The following is a 16,324-nucleotide window of genomic DNA, read 5'->3' as shown; positions in this document are numbered from 1 at the left end:
AGTCTTGACGAATTTGAGAACATGGAAACCACATGCCATGCAATAGCAGTTATTTTCATACATTGGGGTGACGGAGCGGCGTCATGAATGTTTTATCGCCAAATAAATTTATAGTTTAAGTAACTCGAAAACTTATAAATTCTATTGTGGTTAAAAATTCCCGCCGGGACTGTGAAGAGCAGGCTGCACAAGGCTCGCCAATCATTGCGATTCGTATTGGAGGTGGATGTGCCATGAAGAATGCCGATTGGGATCAGATGATTAGACAATCATTATCCTCAACAGCAGCTCCTGATGAGAAGTTGAATGCGAATTTGATTCTTGAAATGAAGAGAAAAAGCCAGATAAAACGCAAACCGCTCAGGAAATTAACTATAGGATTAGCGGCAGCAGTCATTATGCTGACCATGACAATAACCGTCTATGCGGCAACCCAGCTATTCAGCGCTAAGCAGATTGCCGAGGAACTGGATAATCAACTGCTCGCGGATGCATTCGAAAGCAAAGATGCGATTCAAATGAATGAATCTCAAGATTCAAGGGACTACCATGTTACGTTGCATGGCATTGTGTCCGGGGCAGGTCTTCAGAAATATAGCCAATTACCCGAGGATATCTATCCCGACAAAACCTATGCGGTTGTTTCGATAACAAGACGGGATGGCAAGCCTATGCCCGATACGGCAGATCCTGAATACGGCGAAGAAAAGTTCTTCATTTCTCCATTGATCAGAGGCCAGAAGCCTTGGCAAGTGAACATCGCCTCCATGAACGGCGGCTACAGCGATCTCGTGATAGAAGGCGTTTTGTACCGATTAATTGAATGTGATCAGGTGGAAATGTTCGCAGATCGCGGCTTATATTTGGCGGTAAGCAGCGGCGGAGCTTTTTTTAGCAAAGCGGCATTTAGCTATGATGAACAGACGGGGAAAGTCCGTGCTAGAGAAGACTATCAAGGTACCGCTTTGTTGTTTGATCTTCCGCTTGATCCGGCGAAAGCGAATCACGAAGAAGCCGACGCTTATTTGGAAACCTTGTTAAATCCGCCTCCACCGACTGCTGACCCCATCGTCAATAAGGATGGAGAAGAATGGATAGCCTGGATAAATCGTTTGCGGGACGAATTGCGCAATGGGGAATCCATCGGCGAGACCATTCCCGAATCCATACAAGAGGTGACTTATGAAGAATCGGGCAAATTCAATTATACCTTTGGTGATCGAAGCGTCACGATGACTCCAGAAGAATTATTCGAGGAAGGACAAACGGGGTTTTCGAATAAACGGCTTCCCATCAGCAGGAATGAAGAACACTATACAGCCATGCTGTTTCACAGGGACAAGGCTGGGGTAATTACGGGCAGAATTGTTATTTTAGACTAGCGGATGTGCAGATGTGGGCAAGACGCGATCGATTTGCAGGTCGCGTCTTGCTGTCCCGGCATCCTGTTATTTAGCAAGCTTATGAGGGATTTCCGACGAGTTTCAATCGAACACCACTTCCGAGCCATCAGCGGCTGATCAACTCACTTCTCATTTTGCCCGATCCAGACTCGCCCAATCGAAGAGCACGCCCATTGCGGAGGTTCGATTTGCAACCAGCAATTCGTAAGCTTGAACCGCATCCATGGGGGAGTATCTATGCGTAACGAGATTCGAGGTATCCATGCGCCCTTGACCCGCGAAGGTCAAGAACAACTCCGCCATCCTGGGGTGGTTCCAGGTCTTATAATCCATTCCGGCGTGAATGCCCTGGATGGACAAAGAATCTGATACGACATTGCGCCCGATTCCCTGCTGAGAAGGCGTTGCGGTATCTCCGAGCAGGATAATCCTCCCCATACGCTTGACCAGCCGAGTCGCTTGCGCAAGTACGGACGGATGGCCGGTCACGTCGAAGACGACATCGAGCATCTCGCCCCGGGTAGCCTTGTCGATCTCCTCATGCGCCGAAACAACATCCATACATAGCGGGCGGATGCCAGGCATTTGGGGCAAGAATCGCATACGATCAGCCGCAGGATCGATCGCGAAGAGCGTCTTCGCTCCCGATAGGTGCAAGTACCGCGTCACGAGTTGACCAAGCAATCCAAGACCGATTACCCCTACGGATTCTCCGAGCTGCAATTCCGCTCGTCTGGCGCCTAGCTGCGTTGTTTTGGCAAGATTGATCCACACGGCTTGTTCACTGGCGATTTCCTCGGGCAACAGGAACGCGCGGGCTGCTTTAATCTTGAAGCAACTTGCGTGCGAAACCTCCGCGAACACGCGATCGCCTTGGCGAATGCCTTGGACATCGGCTCCGACCTCCAGCACTTCGGCGACCATGCAGTATCCGGGATAAAACGGATATTGAACCCAATTTGCCCAATTTGTCCCTGAATCGAACACTCCGCGCAAGCATTGCAGCTCCGTTCCCGTGCTCACAAGCGAGCATATGGCGCGACACAGCAATTCTTCCCCTTTTAGCGTCGAATCGAACTGCTCCTTCTTGACCTCTACTTGCTGTTTGTCCGAGAATACAATGCGCAACGATTCCATATAGCAACCTCCCCGATTCCGGGACTCCCGTCCCTTTGAACCTATCATAATGCCATTGGACACGAAATCGTAGCGCATAAATTAGCGTATAATGAACACTTCTACAGGTGAAGAAAGCAAGCTGGGGCGGGTTTGCAAACATGCCTTAGGATCATCGTAGATTTCCAAACAACGTTTTGTATTGTTTGGGCGTTATGCCCACGTACTTTTTGAACAGGCGCGTGAAGCTCTGAACATCTTGGAAGCCAAGGGCGTCGCTTGTCTCGGCAATGTTCATAACGGGCATTTCGAGCAGTTGCTTCGCCCTCTCCATCTTGACCTCTCGATGCAACTGGATCGGCGACTTGCCGAATAACGCTTTGAACTGATTGCTGACGTAGTTCGGGTTCATGCTCAGATCCTTGGCCAGATCGGCCAAGGTGAGGCGACCTTCCGGCTGCGTGACGATTTTGAGCAGCGCGGCAAGGAAGTTTTGCGGTTTCTGACTCCCGGCGAACTCGACGTTCAACTGGGCGAACGCGTTATCCAGCAGCAAATACAACAGCTCAAGCGACTTCGCTTTTTGCAGAATCACATTCGGAAGATAGCCGCTCCTTACTTTGGAGCGCATAATTTCATCGAACACGGCTTCGAATTGCCCTCGGTCATTCAGGGCGTAAATATAGGGGATATTCAGAAACGGCAAGATCTCTATCCGGTTATGGATGCGGTACGTGAAATGCCACCACAGAAATTCGGTCTCCTCGTCGGTGTCCTTGTACTGATCATGCTCGAGATGGGGAGGAATGACAATCACGCTGCCCGGATGAATGTCGTAGACCGCATCGCCAATCCTTAGCTTCGCAGAGCCGGATCTGACATAGGTCATCATGTAGTAATGTTCGAAAGTTCGGTTCCTGTAGTTCATCGCGCGAAGCAGATGGTTGTCAAACATCAAAATCTTTAACTCAGCCGTCTCAAGCAACGCCGAGAGCAGTGCTTTGTTGTTCATAGCGAAACCCCGCAATACAATAGATTCGATAAGCACTGGCGCTTCAGCCAACTATTCGCAACATTTCTGAACTTGTTTTCGTTATAGGGGCAACAGGGATGAGAAGACTTATTAAAAATAACAGGGGGATTACGATGAAGTCCATACCTTTTTCCATCATTCTTATTTTTTCCTTATGTTTGTCTGCTTGCAGTGAAGACGTCGATTCGCAAGAGCATGTAGATGAGATCTATATTGCGGCGTTGGACGCCATGATGGGCCTGGATGAGGCTCTTAACCACGCCATGAAATTCATAGCGATTGATAGGAGCAACTTCGATGATCTCGATGAACCTGTTAAGGATAGTATTACCGCTTATTTCAAGGAGAAATATGGGGTGGAGGTCCTGGTTGCCACTTTGGATCAACTGAAAGAAAAGAGCTTATTTCATACAGACACGATGTCATTAGACGGAGTTCTGCTTCGAATCGAAAAAGTTGATTTCACATCCGACAAGGAGGTTTTAGTCGAGGGCTCCAAATATAAGTCGGGTCTCGGCGCTGTTGGAGTAAAGAGTGTCGTGCTTTTCAAAGATGGCAAGTGGCAAATAAAAGATTCCAAGGTAACCTGGCAGAGTTAATAATGAGGTAATAAAAGAGGAAACAGGGCCGAAGAAATGCTTCGGCCCTGTTTCCCTTAGTCGGACATGTCATACCCACTCAGCCCCACTACCCCGCAGCCGAAGCTGCCGTATACCGTTCAATGACCTGCTCATACACGCTTCTCGGCCGCAGTCCGATCAGCTTGTTCACAGGCTCGCCGTTATGGAAAACGACGACCGTCGGCATCGACATCACGCCGAATCGGCTGGCCAGGTCCGGAGATTCGTCGCAATCGACTTGCAGGACAGCTACCGCCTCTCCGTATGACTCTGCGATCTCATCCAGAATAGGCAGCAACGTCTTGCACGGCGGACACCATACCGCTCCGAATTCCACTAGGGAGACGCCATCCGGAAGGATACTCCCGTCGAACTGCTCGTTATCGACAATCTGAACACGCATCTGCATTCCTCCTCTGTTCCTCCATGATGGATTCCACCCGATCGACCAGATTTGCGCGAATCGCAGATAATAATTGAATCTGATCATCCAATTCGGCCAGCTTCTGCTGGAAGACGGGCAGCACATTCTCGCAGAACGCCTCCTTGCTCGTCATCACGCAATGGAGAAAGCCCGCAATTTGCTCTGTGGTGAGGCCAAGGTTCAGATACAGCTGAATGGATCGCACCTGCTCTACCGCATACGGATAATAGTCGCGGTAGCCGTTCTCGAGCCTGACCGACTGCAGCAAGCCCTGCTGCTCGTAATACCGGATCGAGCGAATGCTGACTCCGGTCCGTCTTGAAAGCTCTCCAATTTTCATGGGATTCGCACACCTCCTTCGAAGGGGTATCGCCAGTATAAACCGTGACACTAATGTCAGAGTCAAGAGTTAATCGGTTTCCTCTTCTACATCTTCTGCATTGCTAGTTTTGCCATCATGCAAGCGGCTGGCCCGAACCCGCTTGATCTGGCGATTCTCCATCTCCGCGACCTCAAATCTCCAGGCATCATCGACGGATAATTCTTCCCCCACTTCAATATCAATCAACTCGCTCATGAGCCATCCGCCGAGCGTGTAGACGCCTTCATCCCGATTCAATTCGACGGAGAGAAGCTCCTTCACCTCTTCTATGATCAGCCGCCCGCTGAGCATATAGCCGCCTTCCGGCAAGCGCTCGATAAGCGGATAGCCATCCTCGTCGCGGAACTGCTGCCGCTCGCCGACAATCCGGGCAATAATGTCCCGTATGGTCACAATCCCGGAGGTTCCGCCGTATTCATCGACAAGAACAGCCATATGTATGTCCTTCTCCTGCATAAGGAGCAGCACCTCCTGCACGGATACCGTATCGATGATCTGCAGAATAGGCTGCATGCTGGTCAGAATCTTCTGCTCCCGAGCCTCGGGCTCGCGAATGTAAGCTGTCAGCAATTCCTTGTAATCCACGATGCCTATTATATCATCCTTATCCTCGTTCTCCGTTACGGGATATAGATCATAAGGCGACTCCGAGATTCGGGCAGCGACCTCCTCGATCGTCTCCGCCGAATCGATATAGGCGACATCCTTGCGGGGAATCATGATGCCCTTGGCCGCGCGATCATCAAGCTCGAAGATATTGGTCACATATCGGAATTCCGAAGCGTTGATATTGCCGCTTTTGTAGACCTCGGACAACACTAACCTTAGTTCCGCCTCTGTTCTGTGATTATCTCCCTCCGAAATGCCCTTAATGCCGAATAATCCCGTGATTACACGCGCCGAGCGGTTCAGAATCCAGCTAAACGGATAGGTCAGCTTGAAGAACCACATAAGCGGACGGGCAAGCAGCAGCGCGAGCGGCTCCGCTTTATCGATGGCGATTATTTTGGGCACGAGCTCCCCGACCACCACCTCGAGGAAGGTTAGAATGAGGAAGGCGATCAGGAAGGACACGATGCTTTCAGCCGATTCCGGCATGGCGAAGAGATCGAATACGGGGCTGAGCAAATGCTCTACCGTCGATTCCCCCAGCCAGCCCAGCGCCAGATTGGTAAGCGTATTGCCGAGCTGACAAGCTGACAAATACTCATCAAGCCGCAGCATAATCTGCTTCACGGCCATCGCCTTCTTGCTGCCGGCGGCAACCATCTCTTCAATGCGGCTCATGCGCGCACGGATAACGGAATATTCAACTGCTACGAAGAACGCCGTGCATCCGACGAGCAGCAGCACGATTATCGTATTCAAAGGCTACCTCTCCTCCTCCTGAAAGATCACAGTATATGGCAATAGTGTACCCATAATGCCATGCCCCGAAGCATCGCCGTCAATTACGAGACTCCTTATTCACTTTTGAGCGAATTCCGATTTACAGTTTATTGAAAAATGAATTAGACTACATATAGCATATAGAAAGACGATGATGGAAAGGAGAATCCGCCTTATGGCTGCAATTCGCCCTCCCTGTTAAGCCATTGTTCGGACAACGGCCCGTGCGCCGCCTTGAGAGAGATGCGACCTCTGTCACATCCCTATTTTGAGAGGAGCTCGCGAGGCCATGTCCAATGTAAGAAAGCTTTATCTTATTTGTTTCTTTCACCATCTCATTCCCGCCTATGTCATCGAAAGGCTGTTCTGGGAAGAGAGAGGCATGACTGTTGCGATGGTCGTCCTAACGGAGATCATCTATGCGTCGACAATCGTCATGCTTGAAATTCCAACAGGCATTTTTGCCGACAAATGGGGACGCAAACGGCTACTCATTGTCGCCGCAATTATCGGCGTGCTGGAGTTTCTGCTGCTGCTGTTCGCGACGACGTTTTGGCATTTCGCGCTTGTCGTGTTTCTGACCGCGATCGCCACCTCCGCTGCCAGCGGCGCGGATAAGGCGCTCTTGTATGACTCGCTGAAGGCTGCGGGGCGCGAAAGCTCCTTCGAGCGAATCGTCGGAAGACTTAATGCCATTGACATCATCGCGGTTATGCTCGCTGCTATTTCCGGCAGTCTGCTTGCCGGCCAATACGGATTCGCCTTCAACTACTGGCTGTCCTGCGGCAGCATGCTGATCGCTCTTGCGCTTACTCTGACGTTGCGAGAGCCGGTCAGAGATCTGACGCCAGAGGAGTCTGCGGCTATTCCTATCCGCGAATATGTATTGGAGTCGATCGCCTTCCTGCGTTCGCATCCCGGCCTCTACCCGATTATGCTGACAGGCATGATTACGGGAGCGTCCATCAGCTTTGTCGACGAGTTCTGGCAATTATATCTGGATCGTCAAGGCATTCCGGTCGCCGCCTTCGGCGTTTGCTCGGCGGCGCTCTTCTTCATCCGTCTTCCGGGGAATATGCTGGCTTATAAGCTCAAGCAGCGCATGAGGATATCTACCGTTATGCTTCTTGTAGGAGTGGTCTTCGCGGGGGGATTTGCTCTGTTGGCCCTATCGCATGGCTGGATCGGGCTGCTTGCGTTGTTTGCCGTTTGCGCAGCGGCGGGCGTTGTGGAACCGCTGACCTCCGGCTATCTGCATCACCGAATCGATTCATCCAAACGCGCGACGCTGGATTCGTTCCAGTCGCTGGCGGAGAATGCAGCTCTCGTATTAACCGGTCTCGGCTTCGGTTATTTCGCCTCCAGGCTCGATTTGTTCGGCGGCTTCGGCTTTCTTGCATGGATTTGCGCGGGGTATTTGCCTTATCTATTCATCACGGCTCGCCGCACGGCAAACTCGCCAATAAGCGAAGACGAATAGGCATCGGAGTGAGAACATTATATGCAGCGTCGCCAGCGGCGGCGCTGCTTTCTTTTGGCCAGACTGTATCTATCGATTACCTTCGACACAACAAACGACTACACTTTTACATCCAACCATTTCAGTTGATCTAACAGCTTATAACGACTTAAATCGTTGTTATTAGAAGTTGAAAGTTGTTGAACGAACCGATTCCAATCGCTTGCGTAATTCTCATTCACCCATGAGCTATAATAATTGTCATAGCGGGCCAAATCGCCGCTCTGAACATTCTGCATTTTGCTTTTGTACAAGCTGACAACCGAATTCCAATCAGTTCGGAATGCTGCGTTAACATCATCAGCACTCAGATTGTCCACCATTCGCTTAACAATCTCCAAGACAGCATTCTTGTCATAGTTAACAGCGTACGCTTCCTTGTTTCGGACAAACGGATCGCTTCGCTGCTGATCAATATATGTGGAGATACGTTCAATTTCACCTCCAAGAAATCCGTTAAATGCTTGATCCAGCTTGGATCTTACTCGATCGCTCATCGTAAAATGGTTAGAGATCAATTCATATTTCATTGCAGCTAATCCTAGCTGGGTGCCGAACTCTTCCTCCGAGCGATCAGATGACATCGAACGATCTTGAACCTTCGCAAGTTCTTTCACCATTGTGCCAGCAGCTTGCAATTCATCCACGCTATAGCCGTATTCACTCGTTATATTCATTTCAGGCTGTTCAGAAATCAGAGCATAACGAAGCTGTTCGCCCATAAAATCCCCCGATGTCAACAGCCACTCATCAGCGGTCCCCTTCACATTCGCATAGTCAGAATTGCTCTCAATAAATTGCAGATAGGTTGCCTTGCGTTGCTCATAAACGTCCAAAAAACTGTTTTGCAACGCCTCTTGCTCGCCTGAAACTCCGCTGCTTTCCATAAATCCGCCAACCGTTTCGGCAAAGTGCTCGGCGGATTCTCCAACCCTAAGCGTGAATAGTTGATCCAGCTTCGCGAGCTCCTCTATCTTCTGATCACCTGAATATTGACGTTCAATCCTTGTTTTGTATTGCGCATACTCGGATGCGAAATAGTCGATGTTGAATGCTGCTTCATCCAATGAGTCCTCTCCAAACAGCATTTCATGTCTTTGCAGATTGACGCCAATATGCTGCCAAGAGATTTCTGCTTCTCCTCCCGTTGCCCGCTTCTTATCCAGTGCTGCCATTGGGTCGGAGATACTTTCTCTATCTAATAGAACGGTTCCATCTTCATTTCTGCTGATATGAATTGCAGAAGTCGCCGCGCGCAAAATCGCCTGCTGCCTTAGATTTTCCGAATTCGCCTGGTATTCCTCTACCCCAACCGCACCCAAAGAATTGTGAATAATAATAGCAGGCTGCTGCGGCTTCAGCAATGAGGATGTTGAGAATAGAGAGTTTGCAGTTGATCGAACTAAGGTGTTAGTCATAGAAAGGCGCATTAGCGGCTGTCTTACTTCATTCATATTATTTTGCAACCCAAAAGCAAATCTATTTAATTGCATAATGAACTCTCTCCCCTGTATACTAATTTAATATCCTGAATTTCCGTTAATCAGTTTTTTTCATCCATTTCGAACAACTCCTACCATATTATATCGACATCAACAGTTTCAGTTTTTAGCAATAACATCCATCAAAAAACTGATCTCCCCATAAAAAGCGTTTATAAGGAGATCAGTATTCTTTAATTATAGTAAGTGACCGATGGAGAGGACTCGATGCCCATTGCATAGTAATAATTCAAGTTACTTATAAAATCGATTACTTGATTAGTATTTAAATCATAGACCAAAATATCCGGATCACCTGCCATGTCAATAGCATCCAATCTCCTGGGTGTCGTTCTTCCAGTCGTATCTAGAAACGATTGATAATAATTAGTTGGTGGGCCTGATTGAAATTGGGATTCAGAGTAAGAAAATAATGTGCCACTTTTCAATATTATAAGTACAGCATTATTTGAACTCGCATAATCAGATGAATAATTGACCCGGGTTGTGATATAACTCACCCTAGCATCCGAGACCTCATGATCCCGAGCTTGATAATCCCCCCCTGAGGAGAGATAAAAGTGTCTTTCCCAATCTAGGTGAGGGTTTGTATTAGCCGCATCAGTTGTATTTGTAATATAGTCCTCATTTAGATAAAGATCATTATTTGAGTAGCCCCAAACTACAGATTGTAAAGCACTCGATGATGACAATAATGATGTTGCACCTCCAGGACTTGCAGCATTCATCTGTATTGTATATGTAGCTCCGACAGTTCCTGTGGAGGTGACCAGAAGGCCCCAATCAGCAGCATATAACCCATTAGAAAATGAATCATTTCCACTTGAATTACCTAGCCCAGTCGGATAGGCTGTACTTGTACTCCAATCAATTTCATAGAGCTCCACTCTATAATCAGGATTACTGGATTGGACTCTAAAAATAATATTTCGCGGATCAGGAACACTGAAAAAGTAAAAATCACTAGGATCCGTAGTCGTTAATGAATCATTGTAATTAAGCAAATCATTAGTCAAATTGTAATTTGACATAACTGAAAATGTTGGAGTACTTGGAACATTTATTGCAATTCCATTCTCAGTTTCAACAGTGATATTTTCTACGAATATAGATTGATCGTTTGCAAATTGAGAAACAAGCTGCGAAGTGTTCATATTAGAATTTTCAGCTGAAACTGTGGAGGTAGATACACTAAACAAAAATACCATGGCAAGTAAAACTAGATTTAAAACTGTCTTTCTTCCTTTCATTGTCAAGTTCCTTTCAGTTTCATATTTTTAACTTGGAGTTGAATACGTTGATGTAATGTCCGAGATTACCAATTACGAGAATACATAACTCTCACATTCTATTCCCATTCACCTCCTAATATATATTATAAATACCCATATTTGTATCTGGCAACTCTTTTTTAAAAAATTTATGTATTTCCCAAAACACCCGCAATCATGCAGCAGCGCCGCTATCCGAAGCGCGCGATTGTCCGGCTCGAAGCGCGCCGCCAGCGCAAACACCCCTAATGTATGCTGCAAGCGGCTGTAGGTATGATGCGAGTTGATGAACGAAGCGCCGCCATGCCGCACCATATGCAACCGCCGCAGCTTAGCGCATCTTAGCAGCGCCTTCTCCTCATCATGCAGCTTGACCGTCACCTGCCACAACGGCTCATACAGCTCGTCCAAAGCTCCGTCCAATCTTAATCGGTAGTCCACGTTCACCCCAGCATCCTCTTCCAACCTTCGAAACTCTATCATAAGATTAGCACAGATTTGTTTTAGCCAATAATGTTACCGTGTTGATCCAAGGTCTGAACCACATGACCATCGGAATCGAGTCCCTCCGCCTTGAATACAGACGCAACGCATCCATGGCATCCGAAAGAAGCGAATACCAGAAGCGCTGACCTTTGGCATTTTGCACAATTTCACCCTCTTGCTCCAGTCCATCCTCGTTCCAAATCCGGATCTGAGTAAACGCCGAATCAACAATCATGCCGATGGTCTAATGAGTAATCCAATCGCCCATCACCTCCACAATCTATTAGATTTGCCTTTCATTACATTAGCGATTAAGGGAGTTAATAAACAGCATGAATGCAGTAATGGCTCTATCAGTATGACTTGGACAAAGTTTGAAACAGACAGAAACGAGGGTAAGTAGAAGCATAACCATCTACTTGCGAGGTGACAGCGATGAAGGAATTCGAACGAAGCGCCGACCGAGAGCGCGAACAGAAGAATAAGCGCGACAATCCGGAGGGCATACCGACGGAGAAGGAGAGCCTGCTCGACAAGTTCGCCAGCGAACGCACCGTCGATCCGATTCCGGTCGAGGACCAAACCATCGAGCAGCAGGACGAGAAGAACAAGGAACGCACGAAACGGGACTCTTCCAGCGAGCGCAGGCATCGTTCGGGGGTTTGACTTCCAGTCAAATCCCCGGCGACTTCGGGACACATCGCAGGAGCATGCCGAACATTCCGTATGCCCGCGTCTCTCGCTAAACTTAGAGCGCCAGCAGAAAATCCCGCGTGCTCCGGTAAGCATCCTCCCGTCCCATCTTGGCGTAGAATCGCAATCCGTCGAGTCCCTTGAAGTAATAGGCGCCGGCGAGCCTCTCGCGGAAATGGGGAATGAAGATTCCATCACGCTCTGCGGCGTCCAGGTAAGCCTGAATGACGCCGTTCCTCGGCATATGCCGATCGAGAGTAGCCAAATCGACCAGACTGTCGCCATACATGCAGGAAACGGAACACCCTGGCCGGACAGCAGTTCCGAGACATAACGCTCTCTCTCGTATGCGCCGGCCAGATCGCTGAATTTCAAAATATACCCTTTCCCTTCAAGCTCGAACGAAAATACGGCGCTCAAATTCCCTCCTGCCAGTTCTGTAAACGCAGTCGCGCCAGGCCCGAGATGAAGCTTCACGATTTCTTCCATCTCGCTCATATGCAAACTCGGTTTTTCGTAGGCTGTCATGGGTCACTCATCTCCTTTACGGATATCAACCAAGCTCATGACATGGCCCAGGGCTGACGTTCCGATCGAACCGTCTCGCCGGACTTCACAGCCTGCTCGATCAGCATTCCGATATAGTGATCCTGAGAAGCTTCCGGCAAGCCGTAAAACCCCGGTCCTCCAGCGGCATAAGCGGCCATTTTGCTTAAACAGGCGGCGATCGCGATTTCATCGTCATACAGCCTCGCCGGCATATAAGGGTTCTCGTACAGCCAGCGGTCTCCCGCCATAATCCCTTTCAAAAAATAGCCTTCCGCATTCTCATATTCGCCCTTGTTGACGCGTTTCAAGTCCATTTGAATTTGAGTGGCGGAGGAGTCTTGCATGCTGATTCGATTGTCGAAGATTTCTCCCCTCACGCCTCGGATGCAGATATGATTGGATCTTGTCCATGAGCGGTGCTGATTGTCGGTGAAATCATAGATGCCCAGCTTTCCGCCAAAATCCAGCCAAGCCAAATCCCGCTTGGAATTCACGATCTTATCCTCCTCAGGCGGACCTTGACGGTTCGGACCGGCAACCCAATCCGATTCAAATCGCATCCCGCGAATGCTCACATCCTCGAATCGAATGCCCAGCATCGTCCGGATAAGGCTTACGGCATGATACAAATGCGAGATGGATACGGTAGCTTGGTTCACTTCGCCAAGCTGCCCCGACTCGATCCATGCTTTACGGGCCTCCTGCGCCGGATGATATTGATACTGCTCGGCAACCTGAATTCGAGCGCCTTTGCGCGTAAGGCTGTTATGCAGCTTCAACAATCCGTCCAGGTCGTCAGCCGGAGGCGTCTCCGCAAGCACGGGAATTCCGCGCTCCGCAAGCTCCTCCATGTAAGCGGCTGCGACTTCTCTTGGCACGGATAATACAACAAAGTCAGGCCTCTCCTTTGCCATCAACTGCTCCAGCGTCCGATAGGTCGCTACACCCCATTGCTCTTCCATCATCCGGCCCTTCAATTCGTCTCGAACCACCATCCCGCCGATGCGAAATTTCTCGGGAAGCGCTTGCGCGATTCTCAGGAAATATTGCGCCCGAAATCCTCCGCCCCCGACAATGCTAAAAACCGCCGGTTTGCTCATGAATGAATCCTCCTTTTGTCTCTTGCTTCTCTTTCAGATCTGCTGCAAGTATAATGAGCAACCATACGTTTCGTCAAATTCAATCTTCTTTCTCTTCTTCCGGGAGGGAACAGGCAGGAAACAGCGGCAGCCTAGGACAAAAATGCAGGGTCCTGGACTGCCGCTGTGTTATTTGTATGATTAATCATAATTTCTCGTTGCTTGAATGAGTGAGGCGCTATCGCTTCATACTTCCCGTTTGCTTTGGTAAAACAAGTCGCCCATGTCCCTCGAACGGATAGTCGATCGTAATGCGCCCTGTCTGGCAATCGCCGATGCCGCTGTAGAGATCGGCCTTGCCGTCCGGACGCATCGCGATGCCCGAAGCAAAGACGCAGTCGATCAAATACGGCATCTTGGCAGGTCCCGGCGGGTAGCAGGAGCGGCTTCCGATCAGATGAAGATCCGTGGACTCCCGAGTGGCTGGATCGAAGATGAAGGCCATGTTCAGGTACACCCTGAGCTCGTCGCCGTTCTCATCCTGATCCCGGTAGCAAATATGTCCGATGATGCCAATCTTGCCGCTGTCGAGCAGATAGGCCTGATTCACGCCTCCCCATTCGCCTTCCCCAAAGATGCCGTGAATGTACGGTGCGTTCTCGATGACATCCGCCGTTAATTCTTCGAGTCTATCAATGACTGTGAAGCCGATCATGGATTCACTCCCGTATTTGCCCTTCATATCCGCGCCGCGCGGACGCGAGAAGACGCCGATCTTGCCCTTGGGTAACGGCACAAGGCGAATATCCTTCATTTTATTAGGACCGGTCGTGAAGTAGTACAAATTGTGGAGGTCCGTCCCCCTGAAGAAATAGCCGAAAAACGTGCTGTATGCTCCGCTCTGATATTGCACATGAGTCCCGCCCATGACAAGCTCGTCGCCAATTTCGGTAATATAGGGATCCTCCAGCGTATAGATCATGCTGTCTTTCACCACGGTCCACTCATCCAGTCCCGTCTCCTCGAACAGGCGCACCCAAGAGCGGGCCCATTCCGTACGGCGTTCTATTCGCCCGAACATATAGCGCTTCCCGTCCCGCGAGAACGGGATGGAAACATTATAGACATCAAAGCCATCCACGCCATGAAAGGTCAAGGTTGCACTCTCATAGATTCTTTTCGCCTTTTCAAACTCAACTCTTTGCTGCTTCAGGTTCAACCTTCTCCACGCCTTCCTTTTATCAAGCGACTCGCTTATTGTTGAGCAGCCCGATATTCCTCGAATTGCTTCTTGTATTCCGCAACAACTTTATCCAAACCGGCTTTCCGCATTTTCTCCAGCGCTGCCGGGAAGGCCTTGTCATAATCTTGAACGCCCATATAGATCGGAGTAATGCTTGCCGATGCCTCTGACAAAATATTCGTATATTCGGTTCTGACATTCGTCGGATCGAATACAAAGTTCGCTGCGATACTGTTGATTGCATTTGGATTTGGCTCAAACAAGACTTTGTTGTTGTCGGGAATGCTGTTCTCCAAATCGAAACGCATGAAGTTTACGTTGCCGTTTTGCGAATCAGAGCCTCTATATCTCGTATTGTTATTGTTCTCTGGATCTTTGATCGTCTTATAGCCCTTCTCGCCGTCCTTGGTGTAGTGCTCGCCCTCGATACCATACAGGGCTAGATCATAATTTTCTTGACTTGCCAGCATCCAGTCCATGAATTTGACAGCCGCTTCCGGATGCTTGCTGTTCACCGGCACGGCATTCCCGTTCTTGAAGGTGAGCGGACGCAAATATTCTTTCTCCGGATTAAACCATACGACGCCGATATCGTCTACGGTGGCTTCCGGATTGTACTTCTTGAGCCCGTTCAAGCTTCCCCCGGTTCCCAGGCGGACGAACCATTCGCCGCTGTCGAGCTGCGCATCAACCTGCTCTTGCTTCATGACCAGGATATCCGGATTGGTAAGTCCCTTCGTATACAGCTCGCGCATGAAGGACGCATCCTTCTTGAATTCCTCAGTCTCAATCCAGGATTTCACCTCGCCGTTCTGATTCACATAGAAGAATTTATCCTTCACCGTGAACGGGAAGGTATCATAAGTCCGGTGCAGCATAGAAGTATGCAGGTAGATCGGGTCAAAGTCCGCCCGAGTGCTCAGATAAGGCTTGTTGCTTCCCTTCCAGTTCTGCATGACAATCTCCCATGCGCTAATTAATTCAGCCGGGGTAGTCGGCTCTTCGAGATTGTTCTCGCGGAGTATGTCCCGTCGAATATTGAACTCGCCTTCACTCGCCATTTCAACCCAATAAGAGGGAACGGCGTAATAGTTGCCATCGATTTTGGCGCCTTCAAAGATATCATCCGGAATATTCTTCTTCAGGTGTTCTCCATACTTTTCGATCTCGTCCGAGATATCCGCGAGCGCACCGCGATTATAGTAGCTGGAGAACGGCGTGCGGTCCTGCATGACGTGGAACAGATCGAAATCATCACCAGTGGACAGCATCAAGTTCAATTTCTGGTCCCACGCATCCCATGGAATATAGATCTTCTCCACCTCAACGCCGACGCCGTCCGCAGCAAGCTTTTCGTTAACCTTCTGGAATACTTCCTTGTAGTCTTTCGGCTCCGTGCCGGGAACCAAATATTTAATTTTTACTGTCTCGGCAGGCTTTTCGTTATTCTCCGACTTCGGGACTGAAGAGCTGTCTCCCTTATTCGCAGTGCCCTCCGAATTGTTCGCGTTGCTGCATCCTATCAATGTCGAAAGGATAAGCGCCGCCGCTAAGAGAAATGCGTAATGCTTTTTCATGAACATTGACCTCCTTATAGGTTCCTTTATTGTATATA

16 protein-coding genes are annotated in these 16,324 nt (G+C 49.2%); 4 read left to right on the top strand and 12 right to left on the bottom strand.

Features of this window, described 5'->3' with window-relative positions; all coding sequences use genetic code 11:
* The first annotated feature begins 233 nt into the window (after positions 1-233).
* On the top strand, positions 234-1,382 hold the full coding sequence (locus HFP08_RS26720; RefSeq protein ID WP_168123693.1) for a hypothetical protein: 1,149 nt from the start codon (positions 234-236) through the stop codon (positions 1,380-1,382).
* 150 nt (positions 1,383-1,532) lie between these two features.
* On the opposite strand, the gene HFP08_RS26715 is transcribed toward HFP08_RS26720, so the two are convergent.
* Both HFP08_RS26715 and HFP08_RS26710 read right to left on the bottom strand, forming a co-directional pair.
* Entirely contained in the window at positions 1,533-2,540 is a 1,008-nt protein-coding gene (locus tag HFP08_RS26715) for a zinc-dependent alcohol dehydrogenase (RefSeq protein ID WP_168123692.1), read from the bottom strand.
* 151 nt (positions 2,541-2,691) lie between these two features.
* On the bottom strand, positions 2,692-3,531 hold the full coding sequence (locus tag HFP08_RS26710; protein WP_168123691.1) for a helix-turn-helix transcriptional regulator: 840 nt from the start codon (positions 3,529-3,531) through the stop codon (positions 2,692-2,694).
* A gap of 98 nt (positions 3,532-3,629) precedes the next feature.
* On the opposite strand from HFP08_RS26710, the gene HFP08_RS26705 reads away from it, so the two are divergent.
* On the top strand, positions 3,630-4,151 hold the full coding sequence (locus HFP08_RS26705; protein WP_240941903.1) for a peptide ABC transporter substrate-binding protein: 522 nt from the start codon (positions 3,630-3,632) through the stop codon (positions 4,149-4,151).
* Between the two features lie 88 nt (positions 4,152-4,239).
* On the opposite strand, the gene HFP08_RS26700 is transcribed toward HFP08_RS26705, so the two are convergent.
* From HFP08_RS26700 to HFP08_RS26690, 3 genes are all read right to left on the bottom strand, one after another.
* On the bottom strand, positions 4,240-4,575 hold the full coding sequence (locus tag HFP08_RS26700) for a thioredoxin family protein (RefSeq protein ID WP_168123689.1): 336 nt from the start codon (positions 4,573-4,575) through the stop codon (positions 4,240-4,242).
* Positions 4,553-4,936, bottom strand: coding sequence for a MerR family transcriptional regulator (locus HFP08_RS26695; RefSeq protein ID WP_168123688.1), 384 nt, complete (start codon positions 4,934-4,936; stop codon positions 4,553-4,555). The genes HFP08_RS26700 and HFP08_RS26695 overlap by 23 nt, the downstream gene beginning before the upstream one ends.
* A gap of 69 nt (positions 4,937-5,005) precedes the next feature.
* A complete protein-coding gene (locus tag HFP08_RS26690; RefSeq protein ID WP_168123687.1) occupies positions 5,006-6,346 on the bottom strand; it encodes a hemolysin family protein in 1,341 nt (446 codons plus the stop codon).
* Positions 6,347-6,656: 310 nt separating this feature from the next.
* Here HFP08_RS26690 and HFP08_RS26685 point away from each other — a divergent pair, with 310 nt between their 5' ends.
* Complete coding sequence (locus HFP08_RS26685; protein WP_168123686.1) at positions 6,657-7,847, top strand: MFS transporter; 1,191 nt, start codon at positions 6,657-6,659, stop codon at positions 7,845-7,847.
* A 98-nt stretch (positions 7,848-7,945) separates the two neighbouring features.
* On the opposite strand, the gene HFP08_RS26680 is transcribed toward HFP08_RS26685, so the two are convergent.
* The 3 genes from HFP08_RS26680 to HFP08_RS26670 all read right to left on the bottom strand — a co-directional run bounded on the left by HFP08_RS26680 (position 7,946) and on the right by HFP08_RS26670 (position 11,106).
* A complete protein-coding gene (locus tag HFP08_RS26680; RefSeq protein ID WP_168123685.1) occupies positions 7,946-9,379 on the bottom strand; it encodes a hypothetical protein in 1,434 nt (477 codons plus the stop codon).
* A 182-nt stretch (positions 9,380-9,561) separates the two neighbouring features.
* On the bottom strand, positions 9,562-10,638 hold the full coding sequence (locus tag HFP08_RS26675) for a hypothetical protein (RefSeq protein WP_168123684.1): 1,077 nt from the start codon (positions 10,636-10,638) through the stop codon (positions 9,562-9,564).
* Between the two features lie 108 nt (positions 10,639-10,746).
* Positions 10,747-11,106 carry an HD domain-containing protein gene (locus HFP08_RS26670; RefSeq protein ID WP_168123683.1) on the bottom strand — a complete coding sequence of 120 codons (360 nt, stop codon included), beginning with the start codon at positions 11,104-11,106 and terminating at the stop codon, positions 10,747-10,749.
* A 474-nt stretch (positions 11,107-11,580) separates the two neighbouring features.
* On the opposite strand from HFP08_RS26670, the gene HFP08_RS26665 reads away from it, so the two are divergent.
* Positions 11,581-11,811 (top strand): hypothetical protein, encoded by a 231-nt coding sequence (locus tag HFP08_RS26665; protein ID WP_168123682.1) that lies wholly within the window; start codon positions 11,581-11,583, stop codon positions 11,809-11,811.
* A gap of 82 nt (positions 11,812-11,893) precedes the next feature.
* On the opposite strand, the gene HFP08_RS26660 is transcribed toward HFP08_RS26665, so the two are convergent.
* The 4 genes from HFP08_RS26660 to HFP08_RS26645 form a co-directional block, all read right to left on the bottom strand.
* Complete coding sequence (locus tag HFP08_RS26660) at positions 11,894-12,127, bottom strand: hypothetical protein (RefSeq protein ID WP_168123681.1); 234 nt, start codon at positions 12,125-12,127, stop codon at positions 11,894-11,896.
* A gap of 274 nt (positions 12,128-12,401) precedes the next feature.
* Positions 12,402-13,487: a Gfo/Idh/MocA family protein gene (locus HFP08_RS26655; protein WP_168123680.1), complete on the bottom strand. Its 1,086-nt coding sequence runs from the start codon at positions 13,485-13,487 to the stop codon at positions 12,402-12,404.
* Positions 13,488-13,704: 217 nt separating this feature from the next.
* Positions 13,705-14,685, bottom strand: coding sequence for a DUF1861 family protein (locus tag HFP08_RS26650; protein ID WP_168123679.1), 981 nt, complete (start codon positions 14,683-14,685; stop codon positions 13,705-13,707).
* 35 nt (positions 14,686-14,720) lie between these two features.
* Positions 14,721-16,286 carry an extracellular solute-binding protein gene (locus HFP08_RS26645; protein WP_168123678.1) on the bottom strand — a complete coding sequence of 522 codons (1,566 nt, stop codon included), beginning with the start codon at positions 16,284-16,286 and terminating at the stop codon, positions 14,721-14,723.
* Positions 16,287-16,324: the final 38 nt, after the last annotated feature.

It is taken from the genome of Paenibacillus sp. HB172176, from assembly GCF_011947265.1.
Taxonomy (GTDB): domain Bacteria; phylum Bacillota; class Bacilli; order Paenibacillales; family Paenibacillaceae; genus Pristimantibacillus.
This window is presented reverse-complemented; position numbering and strand designations above follow the sequence as displayed.

Bases quoted from the DNA above. Each gene is read 5' to 3' on its own strand.
- HFP08_RS26720 (WP_168123693.1), top strand. From the start codon at position 234: ATGAAGAATGCCGATTGGGATCAGATGATTAGACAATCATTATCCTCA.
- HFP08_RS26715 (WP_168123692.1), bottom strand. From the start codon at position 2,540: ATGGAATCGTTGCGCATTGTATTCTCGGACAAACAGCAAGTAGAGGTC.
- HFP08_RS26710 (WP_168123691.1), bottom strand. From the start codon at position 3,531: ATGAACAACAAAGCACTGCTCTCGGCGTTGCTTGAGACGGCTGAGTTA.
- HFP08_RS26705 (WP_240941903.1), top strand. From the start codon at position 3,630: ATGAGAAGACTTATTAAAAATAACAGGGGGATTACGATGAAGTCCATA.
- HFP08_RS26700 (WP_168123689.1), bottom strand. From the start codon at position 4,575: ATGCGTGTTCAGATTGTCGATAACGAGCAGTTCGACGGGAGTATCCTT.
- HFP08_RS26695 (WP_168123688.1), bottom strand. From the start codon at position 4,936: ATGAAAATTGGAGAGCTTTCAAGACGGACCGGAGTCAGCATTCGCTCG.
- HFP08_RS26685 (WP_168123686.1), top strand. From the start codon at position 6,657: ATGTCCAATGTAAGAAAGCTTTATCTTATTTGTTTCTTTCACCATCTC.
- HFP08_RS26680 (WP_168123685.1), bottom strand. From the start codon at position 9,379: ATGCAATTAAATAGATTTGCTTTTGGGTTGCAAAATAATATGAATGAA.
- HFP08_RS26675 (WP_168123684.1), bottom strand. From the start codon at position 10,638: ATGAAAGGAAGAAAGACAGTTTTAAATCTAGTTTTACTTGCCATGGTA.
- HFP08_RS26665 (WP_168123682.1), top strand. From the start codon at position 11,581: ATGAAGGAATTCGAACGAAGCGCCGACCGAGAGCGCGAACAGAAGAAT.
- HFP08_RS26660 (WP_168123681.1), bottom strand. From the start codon at position 12,127: ATGTATGGCGACAGTCTGGTCGATTTGGCTACTCTCGATCGGCATATG.
- HFP08_RS26655 (WP_168123680.1), bottom strand. From the start codon at position 13,487: ATGAGCAAACCGGCGGTTTTTAGCATTGTCGGGGGCGGAGGATTTCGG.
- HFP08_RS26645 (WP_168123678.1), bottom strand. From the start codon at position 16,286: ATGAAAAAGCATTACGCATTTCTCTTAGCGGCGGCGCTTATCCTTTCG.